The organism is Streptomyces sp. NPDC002669 (assembly GCF_042889165.1).
In the GTDB taxonomy this organism is placed as follows: Bacteria; Actinomycetota; Actinomycetes; order Streptomycetales; family Streptomycetaceae; genus Streptomyces.
In genome coordinates this window covers 44,831-61,841 of record NZ_JBIAQQ010000001.1, presented here as the reverse complement: position 1 = coordinate 61,841, position 17,011 = coordinate 44,831, and the positions used below count along the sequence as shown (strand labels likewise).

Annotated in this window: 19 protein-coding genes; 6 read left to right on the top strand and 13 right to left on the bottom strand. The window is 72.8% G+C overall.

Annotation, left to right across the window (positions count from 1 at the left end):
* The first annotated feature begins 56 nt into the window (after window positions 1–56).
* A complete protein-coding gene (locus tag ACFYW1_RS00275; protein ID WP_388985094.1) occupies window positions 57–1,472 on the top strand; it encodes a phytoene desaturase family protein in 1,416 nt (471 codons plus the stop codon).
* 49 nt (window positions 1,473–1,521) lie between these two features.
* Here the strand turns inward: ACFYW1_RS00275 and ACFYW1_RS00270 are convergent, their stop codons facing one another.
* Entirely contained in the window at window positions 1,522–2,328 is an 807-nt protein-coding gene (locus tag ACFYW1_RS00270) for a hypothetical protein (RefSeq protein WP_388985092.1), read from the bottom strand.
* Between the two features lie 55 nt (window positions 2,329–2,383).
* Window positions 2,384–2,821 carry a hypothetical protein gene (locus ACFYW1_RS00265; protein ID WP_388985090.1) on the bottom strand — a complete coding sequence of 146 codons (438 nt, stop codon included), beginning with the start codon at window positions 2,819–2,821 and terminating at the stop codon, window positions 2,384–2,386.
* A 165-nt stretch (window positions 2,822–2,986) separates the two neighbouring features.
* On the opposite strand from ACFYW1_RS00265, the gene ACFYW1_RS00260 reads away from it, so the two are divergent.
* Together ACFYW1_RS00260 and ACFYW1_RS00255 are read left to right on the top strand one after the other, a co-directional pair.
* Window positions 2,987–4,483: an AlkA N-terminal domain-containing protein gene (locus ACFYW1_RS00260; RefSeq protein ID WP_388985088.1), complete on the top strand. Its 1,497-nt coding sequence runs from the start codon at window positions 2,987–2,989 to the stop codon at window positions 4,481–4,483.
* Window positions 4,480–5,004: a methylated-DNA--[protein]-cysteine S-methyltransferase gene (locus tag ACFYW1_RS00255; protein ID WP_388985086.1), complete on the top strand. Its 525-nt coding sequence runs from the start codon at window positions 4,480–4,482 to the stop codon at window positions 5,002–5,004. The genes ACFYW1_RS00260 and ACFYW1_RS00255 overlap by 4 nt, the downstream gene beginning before the upstream one ends.
* 98 nt (window positions 5,005–5,102) lie before the next feature.
* Here the strand turns inward: ACFYW1_RS00255 and ACFYW1_RS00250 are convergent, their stop codons facing one another.
* The gene (locus ACFYW1_RS00250; RefSeq protein WP_388985084.1) at window positions 5,103–5,687 is read right to left on the bottom strand and encodes a TMEM165/GDT1 family protein; all 585 of its coding nucleotides are present in this window, start codon (window positions 5,685–5,687) and stop codon (window positions 5,103–5,105) included.
* Window positions 5,688–6,020: 333 nt separating this feature from the next.
* On the opposite strand from ACFYW1_RS00250, the gene ACFYW1_RS00245 reads away from it, so the two are divergent.
* Window positions 6,021–6,422 (top strand): (2Fe-2S) ferredoxin domain-containing protein, encoded by a 402-nt coding sequence (locus tag ACFYW1_RS00245; protein WP_388985082.1) that lies wholly within the window; start codon window positions 6,021–6,023, stop codon window positions 6,420–6,422.
* A 12-nt stretch (window positions 6,423–6,434) separates the two neighbouring features.
* On the opposite strand, the gene ACFYW1_RS00240 is transcribed toward ACFYW1_RS00245, so the two are convergent.
* The 3 genes from ACFYW1_RS00240 to ACFYW1_RS00230 form a co-directional block, all read right to left on the bottom strand.
* Window positions 6,435–7,190, bottom strand: coding sequence for an NAD-dependent deacetylase (locus ACFYW1_RS00240; RefSeq protein ID WP_388985080.1), 756 nt, complete (start codon window positions 7,188–7,190; stop codon window positions 6,435–6,437).
* Window positions 7,191–7,277: 87 nt separating this feature from the next.
* The gene (locus ACFYW1_RS00235; RefSeq protein WP_388985078.1) at window positions 7,278–8,489 is read right to left on the bottom strand and encodes a hypothetical protein; all 1,212 of its coding nucleotides are present in this window, start codon (window positions 8,487–8,489) and stop codon (window positions 7,278–7,280) included.
* Between the two features lie 177 nt (window positions 8,490–8,666).
* Window positions 8,667–9,161 carry an NUDIX domain-containing protein gene (locus ACFYW1_RS00230; protein WP_388985076.1) on the bottom strand — a complete coding sequence of 165 codons (495 nt, stop codon included), beginning with the start codon at window positions 9,159–9,161 and terminating at the stop codon, window positions 8,667–8,669.
* Window positions 9,162–9,321: 160 nt separating this feature from the next.
* On the opposite strand from ACFYW1_RS00230, the gene ACFYW1_RS00225 reads away from it, so the two are divergent.
* Window positions 9,322–10,446, top strand: a complete 1,125-nt coding sequence (locus tag ACFYW1_RS00225; protein ID WP_388985074.1) for a glycerate kinase — start codon at window positions 9,322–9,324, stop codon at window positions 10,444–10,446.
* Between the two features lie 150 nt (window positions 10,447–10,596).
* Here ACFYW1_RS00225 and ACFYW1_RS00220 read toward each other — a convergent pair whose 3' ends face one another.
* The 6 genes from ACFYW1_RS00220 to ACFYW1_RS00195 all read right to left on the bottom strand — a co-directional run bounded on the left by ACFYW1_RS00220 (window position 10,597) and on the right by ACFYW1_RS00195 (window position 15,623).
* Window positions 10,597–11,160: an SRPBCC family protein gene (locus ACFYW1_RS00220; RefSeq protein ID WP_388985072.1), complete on the bottom strand. Its 564-nt coding sequence runs from the start codon at window positions 11,158–11,160 to the stop codon at window positions 10,597–10,599.
* Between the two features lie 128 nt (window positions 11,161–11,288).
* Window positions 11,289–12,218 (bottom strand): MASE1 domain-containing protein, encoded by a 930-nt coding sequence (locus tag ACFYW1_RS00215; protein ID WP_388985070.1) that lies wholly within the window; start codon window positions 12,216–12,218, stop codon window positions 11,289–11,291.
* A 162-nt stretch (window positions 12,219–12,380) separates the two neighbouring features.
* Window positions 12,381–13,208, bottom strand: coding sequence for a PP2C family protein-serine/threonine phosphatase (locus ACFYW1_RS00210; RefSeq protein ID WP_388985068.1), 828 nt, complete (start codon window positions 13,206–13,208; stop codon window positions 12,381–12,383).
* 159 nt (window positions 13,209–13,367) lie between these two features.
* Window positions 13,368–13,766 (bottom strand): DUF6221 family protein, encoded by a 399-nt coding sequence (locus ACFYW1_RS00205; RefSeq protein ID WP_388985066.1) that lies wholly within the window; start codon window positions 13,764–13,766, stop codon window positions 13,368–13,370.
* Between the two features lie 365 nt (window positions 13,767–14,131).
* On the bottom strand, window positions 14,132–14,989 hold the full coding sequence (gene pssA, locus ACFYW1_RS00200; RefSeq protein WP_262375968.1) for a CDP-diacylglycerol--serine O-phosphatidyltransferase: 858 nt from the start codon (window positions 14,987–14,989) through the stop codon (window positions 14,132–14,134).
* Window positions 14,976–15,623: a phosphatidylserine decarboxylase gene (locus tag ACFYW1_RS00195; RefSeq protein ID WP_388985063.1), complete on the bottom strand. Its 648-nt coding sequence runs from the start codon at window positions 15,621–15,623 to the stop codon at window positions 14,976–14,978. Before ACFYW1_RS00195 ends, pssA begins: the two co-directional genes overlap by 14 nt.
* 2 nt (window positions 15,624–15,625) lie before the next feature.
* Here ACFYW1_RS00195 and ACFYW1_RS00190 point away from each other — a divergent pair, with 2 nt between their 5' ends.
* Complete coding sequence (locus ACFYW1_RS00190; RefSeq protein WP_388985061.1) at window positions 15,626–15,769, top strand: hypothetical protein; 144 nt, start codon at window positions 15,626–15,628, stop codon at window positions 15,767–15,769.
* A gap of 35 nt (window positions 15,770–15,804) precedes the next feature.
* Here ACFYW1_RS00190 and ACFYW1_RS00185 read toward each other — a convergent pair whose 3' ends face one another.
* Window positions 15,805–17,010: an acyl-CoA dehydrogenase family protein gene (locus ACFYW1_RS00185; protein ID WP_388985059.1), complete on the bottom strand. Its 1,206-nt coding sequence runs from the start codon at window positions 17,008–17,010 to the stop codon at window positions 15,805–15,807.
* Between the last annotated feature and the right edge of the window lies 1 nt (window position 17,011).

Here is a 17,011-nt window from a genome sequence, read left to right as displayed (position 1 = left end):
CGACGCCTCGGAATATCCTGGGTGTCCTGGCCGTCGGCTGACGAAGGAGTCCGAAGGTGCCGTCGATGCTCGATGCAGTCGTCGTGGGGGCCGGCCCCAACGGACTTACCGCCGCGGTCGAACTGGCCCGCCGCGGTTTCGCCGTGGAGGTCTTCGAAGCGGCAGGGGCCGTCGGGGGCGGTGCCCGCACTGAGGAGCTGACCCTCCCCGGCTTCCGCCACGACCCCTGTTCCGCCGTCCACCCGCTGGGCATCGGCTCGCCCGCGTTCGACGCGATGCCGCTCGCTCGGCACGGCCTGGAGTGGATCCAGCCCGAGCTGGCGCTCGCCCATCCGTTCCCGGACGGCACGGCCGCCGTGCTCACCGGCTCGGTGGGGGAGAGCGCCATGTCGCTGGGTGCGCGGGACGCGGGGGCCTACCGCAGGCTCGTCGCCCCGTACCTCGGCCACTGGGACACCCTCGCCGAGGACTTCCTGCGCACCCCGTGGGACGGGCTGCCCCGCGACCCGTACCGCTGGGTGCGGTTCGGGCTCGACGCGCTCCAGCCCGCCTCGCTGATCTCCCGCCGCTTCCGGGGGGAGAAGGCGCGCGGCCTGTTCGCCGGGCTCGCCGCCCATGCCATAGCCCCCACCAGCGGCCTGGCCACCGGCGGGATCGCCCTGCTCTTCGCGCTGGCGGCGCACGAGAAGGGCTGGCCCGTGCCGCGCGGCGGATCGCAGTCCATCTCCGACGCCCTCGCCTCGTACCTGCGCGAACAGGGCGGCGTGATCCACACCGGTACCGAGGTCAAGCGGCTCGACGAACTCCCGCCCGCCCGTGCCTACGTCTTCGACACCTCGCCGACCGCCGTCGCCCGCATCGCGGGGCTCGGCCGGGCCTACCGCGGCTACCGGTACGGCGCCTCCTGCTTCAAGGTCGATTACGCCCTGTCGGGTCCCGTCCCCTGGACCGCGCAGGAGGCCCGGCGCGCCGGAACGGTCCACATCGGTCCCACCGCGGGCGAGATCGACTCCGCGCTGACGGCCGCGGTGAAGGGGCACGACCCGAGCGTGCCGTTCCTGATCACCGCACAGCCCAGCCTGGTCGACCCGTCCCGCGCCCCCGAGGGGCGACACGTCTTCTGGGCGTACGGACACGTCCCGGCGGGCTGGGAGGGCGACGCCACCGACGTCATCGAACGCCAGCTGGAACGCTTCGCCCCCGGCTTCCGCGACCTGGTGCTCGCCCGCGCGGTCGCCGGGCCGCCGCAACTCGCCGCGCGCAACGCCAACTACGTCGACGGCGACATCGCGTGCGGTGCGTTCGCCGGGCTGCAGACGGTGCTCCGTCCCAAGCTCGCCCGCGTCCCGTACGCGACGGCGCACCCGGCGGTGTTCCTGTGCTCCTCGGCCACCCCGCCCGGCCCCGGCGTGCACGGAATGTCCGGCCACCACGCGGCGAAGGCGGTCTGGCGGCGGCTCCGGTCCTCCTGACGACGGTTCTGGGTGCCGGGCGGCCCGAAAGGACGCGGGCCGCCCGGCATCACCGCGAAGGGCGCCCGGCGTCGTCGTGAGGGTGCTCGGCGGACTGTTTCGCAAGTTCGGCCCGGAGCTCGTCCGGATCCAGGGCCAGCAGCTCGCCGATCTCCTGGTTCCACCCGTCGGCGGCCCGCTCCACCGCGGACCGGAACCCCTGCCGCACCCGGCCCCCGGCCACGGCCAGGGCGACCGCGACGACCGGTCGCAGCAGCCACCGTCCGCGCACCGTGACCGACACGTCCACCTGCCACAGCCCACCGTCCGCCCGGCGCGGCCGCAGTCGCAGCCGCGCCTCGCCCAGCCGGTGCCCCAGCCGGGCCGTCATCGGGGCCCGCGCCACCGGCGGGGCCCCGGGCGGGAGTCCGGCCGCCGCCCACCACGCGGCCAGGTCGAGCCGGGCCCTCCCCGTTCCCCGGCGCAGCGCCCCGGACCCCTCCGGCCCCCGCAGCTTTCCCTCGGCCTCCACCAACCGCGGCCGGTCCGGGCTGCTCAGCCGAAGGGCCATACGTGCCGTGAGGTCAGCCGTGACCGACAGCTGCTCCACGGCGATCGCGCCGGTGCGCCGCCACTCGCGCACGAGGACGACGGTCCGCTCCGTGGAGTCGGCCGCCGCGATCCCGTACCGGGCACCGGGCCGCAGATGGCGCCCCTTCAGCAGGCGCACGCCCGCCACCGGCCGCCCGTCCTCCAACAGGACCTGCCCGCCGCCGGCCCGGGTGGATTCGGCGAAGTCACAGAGTATTCCGATGAGTTCACGGAGCCGGCCGGGCTCCACGGGGCGGACGACGACGGAGTGGTGGAAGGAGGTCATCCGGCCCCGACCACGGAGCCGGGGCGTGCCGCCCCGCAACGCTCGTACGGACCGCTCACCGTTCCCCACCCGCTTCCGGCCATTCCCCGTGCACTCCGTCGAGTGTGCCCGACCGTGCTCCCGGGGACTCGCCGCGGGGCGGGCCGAAGGCGCGCCGCAGCCACTGCGCGAGCCGGTCCCCGAAGTCCTCGGCGGAGACGACGTCCGAGGCCGGGAGCGGCTCGAAGCCGTCGGGGGAGGCGAAGAGGTCGACATCGGCCCAGCCGCCCCGGAACAGCACCACGGACAGCTCGGTGTCGTCCGGGCCGTGGGCGACGACCCCCAGCGAATCCGGGTCGCCCACCCGTGCCCGGTCGGTTTCGAGGGGCTGGGGCCAGGACGCCTCCGCGTCCCGCCACGTCACCGGGTCGAACACCACTCCGCGGTCGCGCCAGGGCGCTGCCCGGTCGGCGAGCACGGCGGCGGCCCGGTCGAGATCGACGATTCGGTCCATCCCGGGAGCATGACCGACCGGAGCCCCGCCCTCCATCGTTTTACCGGGCGGAACGGCGAAACGCCGCCGACGGCCGGGGGAGGCGAATCCGAAGGAGCCTGGCAGCGTCGCGTCGATGTCGGAATTCCGCCAGCCCCCCGGCCGCCCGTACCGGATGCTTGAGGCATGTACACCGACACCGAGCGCTGCGTACGGGCCGTCCGGTCCAAGGACGCCCGCTTCGACGGCTGGTTCTTCACGGCGGTTCTGACCACCCGGATCTACTGCCGTCCCAGCTGCCCCGTCGTGCCGCCCAAGGTCGAGAACATGACCTTCTACCCCAGCGCCGCCGCCTGCCAGCAGGCCGGGTTCCGGGCCTGCAAGCGATGCCGGCCCGACACCAGCCCCGGTTCCCCGGAATGGAACGCCCGGGCCGACTCCGTGGCCCGCGCGATGCGCCTCATCCGGGACGGCGTCGTCGACCGCGAAGGCGTCCCCGGGCTCGCGGCCCGGCTGGGCTACTCCGCCCGGCAGATCGAACGCCAACTGCTCGCCGAACTCGGTGCGGGACCGCTCGCCCTGGCCCGCGCCCAGCGCGCCCAGACCGCGCGGCTCCTCATCGAGACGACCGCGCTGCCCATGGCCGAAGTCGCGTTCGCCGCCGGGTTCTCCTCGATCCGCACCTTCAACGAGACCGTCCGCGAGGTCTTCGCGCTCGCCCCGGGCGAACTGCGCAGCCGCGCCGCCCGCGCCACGAACCCTCCCGCCACGCCGGGCACGACAGCGCTGCGGCTGCCGTACCGGGCCCCGCTCAACCCCAGTAACCTCTTCGGCCACCTCGCCGCGACCGCGGTTCCCGGCGTCGAGGAGTGGCGGGACGGCGCCTACCGCCGCACGCTCGCCCTGCGGTACGGGCACGGCACCGTCGCCCTCTCCCCGCAGCCCGGCCACATCGCCTGCCGGCTCTCCCTCACCGATCCGCGGGACCTCACGCTCGCGATCAGCCGCTGCCGCTGGCTGCTCGATCTGGACGCCGACCCGACGGCCGTCGACGAACAGCTGCGCGCCGATCCGCTGCTCGCGCCCCTGGTCGACGAGGGCCCCGGCCGGCGGGTCCCGCGCACCGTCGACGAGGCGGAGTTCGCCGTCCGGGCGGTGCTCGGCCAGCAGGTCTCGACCGCCGCCGCCCGCACCCACGCGGCCCGTCTGGTCACCGCGCACGGCACCCCCGTCGACGACCCGGAGGGCGGCCTCACCCACCTCTTCCCGACCCCCGGGGCGCTCGCCGGACTCGACCCCGAACGGCTCGCCCTGCCGCGCAGCCGTCGCACCACCCTCACCACGCTCGTCGGGGCGCTGGCCGACGGATCGCTCCACCTGGGCACCGGCACCGACTGGGAACGGGCCCGGGCCGAGCTGGCCGCCCTGCCCGGCTTCGGCCCCTGGACCGTGGAGGTGATCGCGATGCGGGCGCTCGGCGACCCCGACGCCTTCCTCCCCACCGACCTCGGCATCCGGCGCGCGGCCGGGAAGCTCGGCCTCCCGTCCACCCCCGCGGCGCTCACCACCCGGGCGGCGGCCTGGCGGCCCTGGCGGGCGTACGCGGTCCAGTACCTGTGGACCGTCGACGATCACCCCATCAACCACCTGCCCACCCGAGAAAGCCGGGAAGACCAGTCATGACCACGAAACCCACGAGCACGGCGCCCCGGCGGCACACGGTCGTCGACAGCCCGTACGGCCCGCTGACCCTCGTCGCCACCGACGGGATCCTCTGCGGCCTCTACATGACCGAACAGCGCCACCGCCCGCCCGAGGAGACCTTCGGGGAGCCGGACCCGCGGCCCTTCGCGGAGACCGTCCGCCAGCTCGACGCCTACTTCGCCGGTGAACTGCACGAGTTCGACCTGCCGTTGCACCTGGGCGGCACCCCGTTCCAGCGCAGCGTCTGGGAACAGCTGCGGCACATCCCGTACGGCGAGACCCGCTCGTACGGCGAACTGGCCGAGATCCTCGGCAAACCGGGCGCCTCGCGCGCGGTGGGGCTCGCCAACGGCAAGAACCCGGTGGGCATCATCGTCCCCTGCCACCGCGTCATCGGCGCCTCGGGCGGGCTCACCGGCTACGGCGGCGGCCTCGACCGCAAGCAGCGGCTGCTGGCCTTCGAGAGCGGTGTGCGGGACGAGACCCCGGCGCTCTTCTGAACCCGCCCCGTGCGGAGAAGCACCGGGGCGGCCCCGGACGGGAACGTCCGGGGCCGCCCTCCGGGCAACCGGGAAGTGCCCCGGCCGGTCGGCCGGCGTCAGCCGGTGAAGATCTCCACCAGGGTCCAGATCGCCAGCCCCAGCATGCAGAGCCCGCCGATCCGCTGGACCGTCTTGAGCGGCACCCGCTTCGCGATGAACTGTCCCGCCAGCAGCGCCAGTGCCGAGACGGACATCAGGGCCGCCGCCGACCCGATCGCCGTGGACCAGGTGCCGTTGCTCGCGGCCAGGTTGGCCGTGGTGATCTGGGTGAGGTCGCCCCACTCGCTGATGAAGACGGCCATGAACGCGGTCGAGTAGACCGGCCAGAAACCGGTCACCGTCTTGCTGCCCGCCTCGTCGTCGTCATCGTCGCCGTTGGAACGCAGCAGCATGAACGCGCCGAAGGCGAAGAGGGAGGCCGACACCAGCTTCACGATCCAGTCGGGCAGCAGCCCGATCAGACTGCCCGCCCCCACCGCGATGGCGACGTGCACGATGAACGCGGACGAGGTGCCGAACCAGACGTACAGCGGCCGCATGCGGGTGCCCATGGCAAGCGACGCGAACATCGTCTTGTCGGGGAGTTCCGCGAGGAAGATCAGCCCGAAGGCGGTGAGGATCGCCAGGGGGTCGAGGTGCATTCCGGGTGGCTTTCTGTGAGAGCCGGGCCCCGGGCCTTCGCGAAGCGCCGGACGGCTCTCGGAGGACCACTCGGCCCGGCATGACGTCAGCGCCCACGGGCGCGGGCGTGTCATACCTGACCGAAGGTCTCGCCCGCCCGCCATGATCCACGGACCCGGCCACCGGGAACCCGAGGGCTCCAGTGTGTCGACGACCGGTTTGCAGGGCTACTCCCCTTCGCAGCCGTCAACTCTACCCCACCCGCCCACGGGGCTGCACGGATGTTCGACCCGGTGGTGGGGCCGGTACAGTCCCGTGGTGATCATCCGAGCCGGTACCGGAAGCGCCCCCGCATGAGCCGTACACGCAGAACCGCACCCGCCGGGGGAACGCCCCGGCCCACCGTCAGCGTCTGCCGCGGCTGCTGCTGCGGGACGCCGAAGATCCCGGACGTGGACCACGCCGGCCAGCTCGCCGGGCTGCGGAGCTCGCTCGGCGATTCCGCCACGGTGCGCGCGGTGGACTGCCTCGACGCCTGCGAGCAGGCCAATGTGATCGTCGTGCAGCCGTCGGCGGAGGGCCGCAGGGCGGGCGGCCGGCCGGTCTGGCTCGGGCTCGTCAACGACCCGGACGCCGTGACGGACATAGCCGCCTGGGTCGGGGCGGGCGGACCGGGGCTGGCGGACCCGCCCGCGATCCTCGACCTGTACGCGTTCCGCCCCTCGCGCCGGGTGCGACGGGAACTGGAGGACTGACGGCTCCCCGCCTCAATTCCCCTGAGCCGTGCCGGGCGCCGTCCCGTTCTCCGCCGCCAGCCGCCTCAGCAGCGCGGGCAGTGCCGTGCCGATGGGCTCGCGCACGGTCTCCTCGGCCAGTTCGTCGTACGGCGTCGGCTCCGCGTTCACCACGATCAGCCGGGCGCCGTGGTCCACCGCCACCCCGGCCAGCGACGCGGCGGGCTGCACCTGGAGCGTCGTGCCGACCGCGATGAACACCTCGCACCCCTTGGCGATCGCCATGGCCTGCCCCAGCACCATCGGGTCGAGCCGCTCGCCGAACATCACCGTCGCCGACTTCAGGATGCCGCCGCAGACCTCGCACGGCGGGTCGGCCTCGCCCGCCTCGACCCGGGCCAGCGCGTCGGCCATGGAGGAACGGGCGTGGCAGCGGGTGCAGACCACCTCGCGCGCGGTCCCGTGCAGCTCCAGGACCTTGCGGGCGGGGAGCCCGGCGAGCTGGTGCAGGCCGTCCACGTTCTGGGTGATCACCCGCACCGGCGTGCCGGACCGCTCCAGCTCCGCCACCGCGCGGTGGGCCGCGTTCGGCTCGGCGTTCCAGGCCGCACTGGTGCGGCGCATCTGCCAGGAGCGGCGGCGGATCTCCGGATCGGCCATGTAGAAGTCGTAGGTGACGAGCTTCTCGGCCTCCGGGTCCTTGCGCCAGAGGCCGTTGGGGCCCCGGTAGTCGGGAATGCCGGAGTCCGTGGAGATACCGGCGCCGCTGAGGATCGCGACGAGAGTCATGGCCCCGAGCGTACGCAGCACCGGACGCCGCCCGCGAGACGATTTCGCCCGGTGCCGGGCGTCACGGGCGACGGTCCGGCGCCGCGGTCAGGACGTGGGGGTCACGGGACCGAACGGCGACGGGGTCAGCCCCGTCCAGACGTTCAGCTCGGCACGGGCGGTCTGCTTGGTGACCCCGCCGTCCTGGAGCGTGCCGCTGCGCGCCACGTAGAACCGCCCGTCGTCCAGCGAGACCAGCCCGTACTGTCCGTACTGCCCCGGCGCCGGCCACCCGTACGTGCCGCTCGCCGCGTCGTGCGCGCCCGCCCGCAGCAGGGGGAGCAGCAGGCCGCGCTCCGGGTCCTGCTGGCCGCGGACCGGACCGCGCACCGGCTTGCGCGCCCCGTCCAGCGCGAAGACCGAGTAGTTGGGGAAGCCCGGCTTGGTGCCCTTGTAGGCGGCCATCAGCCAGTTGCCGCTGTGCCCGTCGTACTCCAGGTTCTGCACGCCGTACGTGGTGTTCCCGGTGTACGCGAAGAACTTGCCGTCGACCCGGGCGGGGCCGCTGGTGTGCGGGGCCGACTCGGTCAGCGGGCGCTCGTACTTCTTCCACCGGGCGACGTCGTACTGGAGCAGCACCTGGTGGTCGTTGTCCGTGCGGTCGGCGTTGGCGTACACGCCGTAGGCGACCGTCAGCCTCTTCCGGGCGTGCTTGCCGCGCCGGTCGCCGAACGCCGGGCCGAACGCGACGCCGTCGATGCCGCTGCAGCCGTAGCGGTGGTCGGGCGTTTTGCCCGTGTCGCCGTCGAAGACGCCGTCGCCGTTCATGTCGGCGGTGAAGTCCTTCACCACCTCCTTGAGGTAGACGGTCGAGACGATCCCGGTGGTCTGGGCGTCCATGTCCATCCGGGTGATCCGGTCGACGTCGAGGATCGCGATGTAGAAGGACTTCGCCTCCTTGTACTCCAGCGAGCCGTAGACCCGGCCGTCCCGCTCGTCGAAGTCCAGATCGCCGAGGTGGCCGGTGAAACCGGTGACCGAACCGACCGGGTTGCCCCTGAGGTCGGTCTTCACCAGCAGGTTGGTCATCGAGAAGTACATGAAACCCTTGCGGCGGTCGATGGCCATCCCCTGGACGTGACCGGACCGCCAGGCGCCCCCGTCGACCGACGACGGCAGCCCGCCGTGCGCGGGCCGGGCCGGGGACGGCGCCGGCTCCGCGAGCGCCGTCGAGGCCGTGGTGACAACTGCCGTGCAGGCGAACACGGCCGCGACGATCGCGGCCAGCGGTCCGCCGAGGTGCCCTGTGTGCGTACGCATGAACCCTCCGCATCCGTGGAGTCCGGATGATGCCGGTCGAGCGTGGACTGCGGACGAATGGCATCTGAACTCGCGCGTCCGGCCGCCGTTGTCCGGAATACCGGTGATGGGCCGTCAGGACAACGGGACACGGGGGAAATACGGGGTGAACGGGTCAGGGGCGGGGCGGTTCGCGGCTCAGTCGGTCACCGGGCGGCCGTCCACCAGCTCCACCGTGCCGCCGCCGGAGTCCAGGACGTCCAGCGCCGCCCGCAGGCGCGGCCCGAGGGTGCCGAGGAAATGGCGTTCCAGCGCGTCGCGCTCCACCAGCTTCCAGGACAGGAGTTCCTCCTCCTGGAGCCGGATCGCCCTCAGATCGGCCTCGCCGAGCACTCCGCCGTCGTACAGGTACGCGGTGATCGGCGGCCGTCGCGGACTGCGTGACCAGTCGACGGCGAGCAGCCGCCCCGGCTCGATGTCGAGCCCGATCTCCTCGGCCGTCTCGCGCCGCGCGGCCTGGCGCGGGCTCTCGCCCTCGTCGGACTCGATCGTCCCACCGGGCAGGGTCCAGCCCTCCCGGTAGTTCGGCTCGACGAGCAGCACGCGCCCCCGGTCGTCCCGCAACAGCGTGGCCGCGGCGGCCAGCACCCGGGGGAGGCCCGCGATGTAGGTGGTGTAGTCGGTGGTGGTCACGCGGGCAGCGTAGCGGGGGCCGCGCGCGGAACGGTCCGGCGAGGACCGTCCGAGCGGGGCGACGGTGGCCCTGGGCAGCGGGTATCCGCTGCGGATAGGGTCGGGGCGGCGCGACTGCCTGTTCGAGAGCAAGGGATGCAAGGTGGCGGACGGAGCAGTGATGGAGACCGCACGCGTGCTCGTCGCGGCGGACAAGTTCAAGGGCTCGCTCACGGCCGCGCAGGTCGCGGAGCGGGTGACGGCCGGGCTGCGACGGGTCGCCCCCGGCGTACGGGTCGAGACCCTGCCCGTGGCCGACGGCGGCGACGGCACGGTGGCGGCGGCGGTGGCCGCCGGATTCGAGCGCCGCGAGGCCCGGGTGACCGGCCCCCTCGGCGACCCGGTGACCGCGGCGTACGCGCTGCGCGGCACCACGGCGGTGGTGGAGATGGCCGAGGCATCGGGGCTCCAGCACCTGCCCGCGGGGGTCTTCGCCCCGCTCACGGCCACGACGTACGGTTCCGGCGAACTGCTGGCCGCCGCGCTCGACGCGGGGGCCCGGACCATCGTGTTCGGGGTCGGCGGCAGTGCGACCACGGACGGCGGCGCGGGCATGCTGGCCGCGCTCGGCGCCCGTTTCCTGGACGCGGACGGCAAACCCGTCGGCCCCGGTGGCGGCGGCCTCGCCGCACTGGCCGAGGCGGACCTGTCCGGCCTCGACCCACGGCTGGCCGGGGTGGACCTGATCCTCGCCAGCGACGTCGACAACCCGCTGACGGGGCCGAAGGGCGCCCCCGAGGTCTACGGCAGGCAGAAGGGCGCGACCGAGGACGACATCGCGGTCCTGGACGCCGCGCTCGCCCACTACGCGTCCGTCCTCGGCCCGGACCACGCCCGGCTGCCCGGAGCGGGGGCGGCGGGCGGCATCGGCTACGGGGCGCTGGTCGCCCTCGGCGCCCGGTTCCGTCCCGGCATCGAGGTCATGCTCGACGTCCTGGGCTTCGCCCCCGCGCTGGCCCGCGCCGACCTGGTGATCACCGGGGAGGGTTCGCTCGACGAGCAGACCCTCCACGGCAAGGCGCCGGCGGGAGTGGCCGCCGCGGCCCGTGCCGCGGGCATCGAGGCCGTCGCGGTCTGCGGCCGGCTGGCGCTGCCCCAGGAGGCCCTGAGCGCGGCGGGCATCAGCCGCGCGTACGCCCTGGCGGACCTGGAACCGGACCCGGCGGTCTCGATGGCCCAGGCGGGGCCCCTGCTGGAACGCGCCGCCGAGGCGATCGCGCACGACTTCCTGACACGGCCCCGGTAGCCGGCCCCGGCCGGCCGGACGGCCCGGTGCCCGTCCCGCCGGACGGGACCGGTCCACCGGGGCCGTCCGGCTCACGGCGGTCCGGGACGGGCGGGACGGCATCCGCGCCGGCCGCCCGCCCCGCGCCCCGGCCGGGACGCCGCCCGCACGTCATCCGACGGACGGCGCGGTTCCCAGGCCGCTTCCGCCGACGGCCTCCCCGGTGCCGTCCCCCTCGGCCCCCGCTCCGGGGAGGCCCGGCTCCACGCCCTCGCCGGGGCCCGGGACGGAGCCGTTCCCACCGGACAGCAGGTCGGCCAGGCACTGGAGCTCCGACGGCAGGTCACGGCGCCAGGCCATCGTCACGAACGGCGCGAGAATGATCATGCCGCCGTCCAGATGGGGCCGGACCGAAACGGTGACCGTCGTGCCCCGGCGGCCCGGACTGAGCCGGAACTCCAGCTCCGGGGAATGCCGGCCCAGCGGGGTCCACATGCCCGCACCCCGGAAGACCAGGTACTCGACGGGGGCGCTCGCGGTGCACCGGAGGCGGTGCGCCCGCCGTCTGCCCGGGAACTTGCAGGTGTACTCGTCGCCGAGTTCGGCGGCGAGGGGACCGTCGATCACCCGGTCGATGCTCGACGACCACTCGGCCAGATTCCGCGGATCCCGGAGGAACGAGAAGACCTCGTCGGCGGGGCGGGACACATGGACATTCGCAGACACATGGGGCATGGCTCCACCTCTTACGGCGCCCGTCCGCCCGGGTATCGGCGTCCGGTTGCCCTTGTCGCGGTGCCGTCGACCCTCAGCCTGCTCCGGTTCACCGGTTCGCGCACCCGTCGCACGACCGATGGAGTGACTCACGGGTCCTGCCGGGCCAGCTTCTCGGAGAGCCGCGCGCAGAGCCGCCGGATCTCGCGGTGGGTGCGGTTGCGTTCGGTGACGGCCGCGCCGAGCAGCAGCGCGGTGAGCGCGACGACTCCGTTGAACGCCTGGAGGACGATCATGTCGGTGACCAGGCCGTGCTCGGCGAAGGGCCCGGTCATCCGTCCGGCGGCCAGGATCGCGAACGTGGACACGCCCAGCGCGCAGCACGCGGCGCCGGCCCGCTCGAAACGGAAGGCGGCCCAGATGAGGAAGGGGAACACGAGGAACAGCAGCGAGGGGATCGTGTCGGTCGCCAGGAGGGTGGCGGCCAGGGTGGCGGCCACCAGCACGGCCGCCTCGATCCACCGCGCCGGGCCGACGTCGCGCGGCCACCGGGCCCTGCGGGCGGCCAGCAGGAACGGTGTCACGACCATGACGCCCATGGCGTCGCCCGTCCACCACACCAGCCAGGTCGGCCAGAACTGGGCGGCCGGGAGCGCCCCGGACAGGACGAGGGCTCCGGCGCCCGCGGACGCGCTGATCAGCGTGCCGGCCAGGGCGCCGAGGAAGACCAGCGCCAGCGCGTCCCGCAGCCGGTCGAGATCCCGGTGGAAGCCCACACGCATCAGCAGCAGGAACGAGCAGAGCGGGGCGAGGGTGTTCCCGGCGGTGATGAACAGCACCGACAGCGGCGAGGGGTCGATGGTGCCGTTGACGACGAGCGCCCCGAGCGCGATCGCGGGCCAGATCCGCACACCGAACACGAGCAGCGCCGCCATCGCGATCCCGGTCGGCGGCCACAGCGGGGTGACCTGGCCGTGCACCAGCTGTTGGAGCAGCCCCAGACGGGCCGTCGCGCAGTAGCAGGCGGCCACCCCCAGGACCGTGACCGCCTGCCGCCGGAGCCGCGCTCTGTCCACCACAGCAGCATCAGACACCACACCGGGGCATCCCGCAGGGCCGGGCACGCCGATGTTCCGCCGATGCCGCGGACGAAGGGAACGCCTCCGGCGTACGCCCCGGCCCGCCGTGCCCGCCCGCCGCACCACGCCGTCCGCGGCGGCAGCCGCCCCGCGCCCGCTCCGTCAGCCGGTGCCCGCCGCGCCGTCGTGGCGGACGACGAGCACGGCGGCGTCGTCCTCGTGGCCGGTCAGGTCCGCCACCCGGATCACCCGTGCGGCCAGCTCGTCGGGGTCGGCCCCGCCCGCCGCGCCGACCAGCTCCGCCACCGCGGCGAGCCCCTCGTCGATCGGGCAGGACGGCCCCTCCACGACCCCGTCGGTCAGCAGGACCAGATACCCGGCCTCCGCCAGCCCCCGACGGGTCACCGGGTAGGGCTGGTCGCGCAGTATCCCCAGCGGCATCCCGCCGGTGTCCAGGCAGACACCGCGGTCGCCCGGGTCGGTGCCCCACACGAGCGGTACGTGCCCGGCCCTGGCCACGAAGAACTCGCCCCGTTCCGGGACGACACGCAGCAGACAGCAGGTCGTGAACAGTTCGCAGTCCAGCGAGATCAGCAGCTCGTTGGCGAGGGACAGCACCTCGCCCGGGTCGGTCGTCATACCGGCCAGCGCCCTGAGACCGGCCCGCGCCTCGCCCATGAAGGCGGCGGCCTCCACCCCGTGCCCCTGCACGTCGCCGATGACGATCCCCGTCGTTCCGTCCCGCATCGGGAACGCGTCGTAGAAGTCGCCGCCGATGGCCAGCCCGTCCTGCGAGGGCGCGTAGCGGACACCGATCCGCAGCCCCGGGAATTCGGGCAGCCGGGACGGGAGCAGGTGTCGTTGCAGAGCCATGCCCAGTTCCGCCCTGACCCGGTGGAGCTCGATGTTCTCCAGGGCTTGGTCGACCAGACCTCCGAGGGTGAGCAGGAGGTCCTGGGGGTCGTCCGGCGCGCTGCGGTGTCGGTGCATGGCATCCCCGGGCTGTCCGATCCGCCCCCTTCTGTGAAACCTTAGCCCTCCGCCCTCAGGCGCAGGAGGATCCGTGGCAGGGGCACGGAGCGGGCGGCCGCCCCGGTGCCCGTACGGGAACGGGCACCGCCCGGGACGTTCCGTCGGCCGGGGCCGGTGCTACTGGATGAACCGGGGGAGCCACCTGGCCCGGTACTCGGGGTGACCGGCGTGCTCCGCGGCCAGCTGGCGGACGGCGAACCCCAGCCCCACCGCCCGGCCGGACCGGAAGTCGTGCTCGGGGCGGTCGGTGTCCAGGCCGGCCACCTCGGCGTACTCGTTCAGGAGCACCCGGCTCGTCTCGATGCGGCGCAGCGTGCGCGCCGGGTCCTGGAAGGCGATGTGCTGGTCGAAGCCGAGATTCCGCACGCTGAACGCGATGCCCCCGGACCGGTCGTGCACCTCGCCGGGCACATCGGCCGGGCAGCGCCAGCTGTCGCCGCCCGCCCCCTGCGCGATCCGTTCTTCCTCGGCGAGCCGCGCCCGGACGAAAGCGATCATCTCGGCGTTGTCTGTCATCGGGTTCCGAATCCTTCATCGTCATGGCCTGCTCCGGAGGCGGCGCACACGGCCCGCGCCGTCGTTCGGCCGGCTGCCCACCACTTCGGCCGGTCAGACGCCGGCGGGGCGGACGGGCCGGGCTCGGCGGGAGGACACACGACGGCGCCGGCACGTCCCGAGGACGAGCCGGCGCGGACAGCCGTGGAAGAAGCCCCCCGTTTCCATGGGCCCAACATACTGTGCCCGCGCCCCCGGCCGGTCCCGGCGAATCGCCGCGCGGGCAGACGAATCCGGCACACCGCACCGGTCGGTCCCGCCCCCGAGCATGCGAAAGGGCCCGGGTGCTGGGGAGCACCCGGGCCCTTTCCGTTCCGTCGTGTGCGCTACGGCAGCTGCGCCGCCCGCGCCTCGCGCCGGTTGCCTCGGAAGGTGTTCACCCGTCGGGCGGTCGCGAAGAGCGGGATGACCGCGCCCAGGACCACCTGGAGCGCGCAGCCGGTCTGGAGCAGCAGCTGACCGCCGGGGGCGTCGAACGCCCAGGCGGCGAGCAGCCCCATCGCGGCCACGATCCAGCTGAGCATCGCCACCGCGAGGATGCCCCGCGGCTTCGGGTACTCGACCCGGCTGACCATCAGCCACGCCACCCCGACGATCGCGAGGAGCGTCGGCACGAAGGGCAGCTCCAGGAGCACGATCGAGACGACCGTGAGCGCTCCGAAGGGGCTCGGCATGCCCTGGAACATGCCGTCCTTCATGGTCACGCAGGAGAATCTGGCGAGTCTGAGCACCACCGCCAGCAGCACCACGACCGCCGCCAGCGCGGACACCCGCTGGTGCGCGTCGTCCGCGACCATGCCGTAGACGAGGACGAAGTACGCCGGGGCGAGCCCGAAGCTGATCAGGTCCGAGAGGTTGTCCAGCTCGGCCCCCATCGGCGAGGAGCGCAGCTTGCGGGCCACGAGCCCGTCGAAGAGGTCGAAGACCGCCGCGAGGAGCATCAGGATGACGGCGGTGGCCGCGGAGTGCCGCGCCATGCCGCTCTCGTCGCTGCCCGTGAGGTGCGGAATGAGGATTCCGGTGGTGGTGAAGTACACCGCCATGAATCCGCAGGTGGCGTTGCCGAGCGTGAGGGTGTCCGCTATCGACAGCCGCAGAGAGAGCGGCATGTCCTCGCCGGCGTCCTCCTCGGACTCCGCCTCCGGCACCCAGCCGGCCTGTGTGTCGGGATCAATCACGGTCAATTCGAGTCACCCCCGCGGTGGTGGCCTGGCCGACCTCGACCGCGACATCGACACCTTCCGGAAGGTAGATGTCGACCCGCGAGCCGAAGCGGATCAGGCCGATGCGTTCGCCCTGTTCCACCTTCGTACCCTGCGGGACGTACGGGACGATGCGCCGGGCGACCGCACCGGCGATCTGCACCATCTCGATGTCACCGAGCTCGGTGTCGAAGTGCCAGACAACGCGCTCGTTGTTCTCGCTCTCCTTGTTGAACGCCGGAACGAACCCGCCGGGGACGTGCTCGACCGAGGTCACCGTGCCGGCCAGCGGCGCGCGGTTGACGTGGACGTTCAGCGGGCTCATGAAGATCGCGACGCGGGTGCGCCCGTCCTTCCACGGCATGATGCTCTGCACCACTCCGTCGGCCGGCGAGATCACTCGGCCGCGGGTGATCTCGCGCTCGGGGTCGCGGAAGAACCACAGCATGCCCGCCGCGAGCGCGGTGGTGGGCACGGCCACCGCGGCCCAGCGTCCGGACTTGCGGGCCCGGACGAGGCTGAGTGCCGCGGTGGCGACGGTCGGGAGGAGCCACGGCGAAGCTCCGCGTGCAAGGCGGACCCCGCCGCGTGGTGCAGAGGTTTGGCTGTCGGGCATGGATGACCTTCGTAGCGGATGATGCCGCGCTGGCAACGGGGGACGGCGGCTTTTCCGGCGATGTTATCGGTTGCGAGCCGCAACTGGGCAAGCCAGCAGCCGAGTCGGACGGCTTGAAGGCACTGACCGAGGATGACAGGATGTGATCTTCTTCGCGGCTAAATCACCTTGAAAGGGACAATCACCCCTGGAACCGGTACTCCTCGAGGAGTCGGCGCCCAATGATCATTTTCTGGATCTCGGCGGTACCTTCACCGATGAGCAGCATCGGGGCCTCCCGGTAGAGGCGCTCGATCTCGTACTCCTTTGAGAAGCCGTAGCCGCCGTGGATGCGGAAGGCGTCCTCGACGACTTCCTTGCAGTATTCGGAGGCGAGGTACTTCGCCATCCCTGCCTCCAGGTCGTTTCGTTCCCCGGAGTCCTTTTTGCGGGCCGCGTTCACCATCATTGCATGGGCGGCCTCGACCTTGGTGGCCATTTCGGCCAGCTTGAACTGGATCGCCTGGTGCTGGGCGATCGGCTTTCCGAAGGTCTGGCGCTGTTGTGCGTAGGAAACGCCGAGTTCGAACGCACGCTGCGCGACACCGCAGCCACGCGCCGCCACATTCACCCGACCGACCTCTACGCCGTCCATCATTTGGTAAAACCCTCGACCGGTGGTGCCGCCCAGCACCCGATTGGCCGGAATGCGCAGCCCATCCATGATGAGTTCGGTCGTGTCGACACCCTTGTATCCCATTTTGTCGATCTTGCCGGGAATGGTGAGGCCGGGACGGACCTCGCCGAATCCGGGTTCCTTCTCCACCAGGAACGTCGTCATCGACTTGTGCGGGGCCGTTCCCTCGGGGTGTCCTTCGTCACTCCGGCACAGAACGGCGACGAGCGAGGACGTGCCGCCGTTCGTCAGCCACATCTTCTGGCCGTTCAGGACGTACTCGTCGCCGTCCCGGACGCCCTTGGAGGTGATCGCCGAGACGTCCGAGCCCAGCGCCGGCTCGGACATCGAGAACGCGCCCCGGACCTCGCCCAGCGCCATCCGCGGCAGGAAGGTGTCCTTCTGCTCCTGGGTGCCGTGCTGCTTGAGCATGTACGCCACGATGAAGTGCGTGTTGATGATTCCCGAGACGCTCATCCAGCCGCGGGCGATCTCCTCCACGCACAGCGCGTATGTGAGAAGCGACTCACCCAGGCCGCCGTACTCCTCGGGGATCATCAGCCCGAACAGGCCGAGTTCCTTGAGTCCCTCCACGATCTCGGTGGGGTACTCGTCACGGTGTTCCAGCTGGGTCGCGACCGGAATGATCTCCTTGTCGACGAAATCCCGGACCGTGGAGAGGATTTCCCGCTGGACGTCGTTGAGGCCGGCGGTCTGGGCGAGTCGCGTCATG

Coding starts and splice junctions, on each gene's coding strand:
- ACFYW1_RS00210 (WP_388985068.1), bottom strand. CDS start 13,208: ATGCACCGACACCGCAGCGCGCCGGACGACCCCCAGGACCTCCTGCTC.
- ACFYW1_RS00235 (WP_388985078.1), bottom strand. CDS start 8,489: ATGCGTACGCACACAGGGCACCTCGGCGGACCGCTGGCCGCGATCGTC.
- ACFYW1_RS00240 (WP_388985080.1), bottom strand. CDS start 7,190: ATGACTCTCGTCGCGATCCTCAGCGGCGCCGGTATCTCCACGGACTCC.
- ACFYW1_RS00190 (WP_388985061.1), top strand. CDS start 15,626: ATGACCTTCGTAGCGGATGATGCCGCGCTGGCAACGGGGGACGGCGGC.
- ACFYW1_RS00205 (WP_388985066.1), bottom strand. CDS start 13,766: ATGACAGACAACGCCGAGATGATCGCTTTCGTCCGGGCGCGGCTCGCC.
- ACFYW1_RS00245 (WP_388985082.1), top strand. CDS start 6,021: ATGAGCCGTACACGCAGAACCGCACCCGCCGGGGGAACGCCCCGGCCC.
- ACFYW1_RS00220 (WP_388985072.1), bottom strand. CDS start 11,160: ATGCCCCATGTGTCTGCGAATGTCCATGTGTCCCGCCCCGCCGACGAG.
- ACFYW1_RS00255 (WP_388985086.1), top strand. CDS start 4,480: ATGACCACGAAACCCACGAGCACGGCGCCCCGGCGGCACACGGTCGTC.
- ACFYW1_RS00265 (WP_388985090.1), bottom strand. CDS start 2,821: ATGGACCGAATCGTCGATCTCGACCGGGCCGCCGCCGTGCTCGCCGAC.
- ACFYW1_RS00185 (WP_388985059.1), bottom strand. CDS start 17,010: ATGACGCGACTCGCCCAGACCGCCGGCCTCAACGACGTCCAGCGGGAA.
- ACFYW1_RS00260 (WP_388985088.1), top strand. CDS start 2,987: ATGTACACCGACACCGAGCGCTGCGTACGGGCCGTCCGGTCCAAGGAC.
- ACFYW1_RS00195 (WP_388985063.1), bottom strand. CDS start 15,623: ATGCCCGACAGCCAAACCTCTGCACCACGCGGCGGGGTCCGCCTTGCA.
- ACFYW1_RS00250 (WP_388985084.1), bottom strand. CDS start 5,687: ATGCACCTCGACCCCCTGGCGATCCTCACCGCCTTCGGGCTGATCTTC.
- ACFYW1_RS00225 (WP_388985074.1), top strand. CDS start 9,322: ATGGAGACCGCACGCGTGCTCGTCGCGGCGGACAAGTTCAAGGGCTCG.
- ACFYW1_RS00270 (WP_388985092.1), bottom strand. CDS start 2,328: ATGACCTCCTTCCACCACTCCGTCGTCGTCCGCCCCGTGGAGCCCGGC.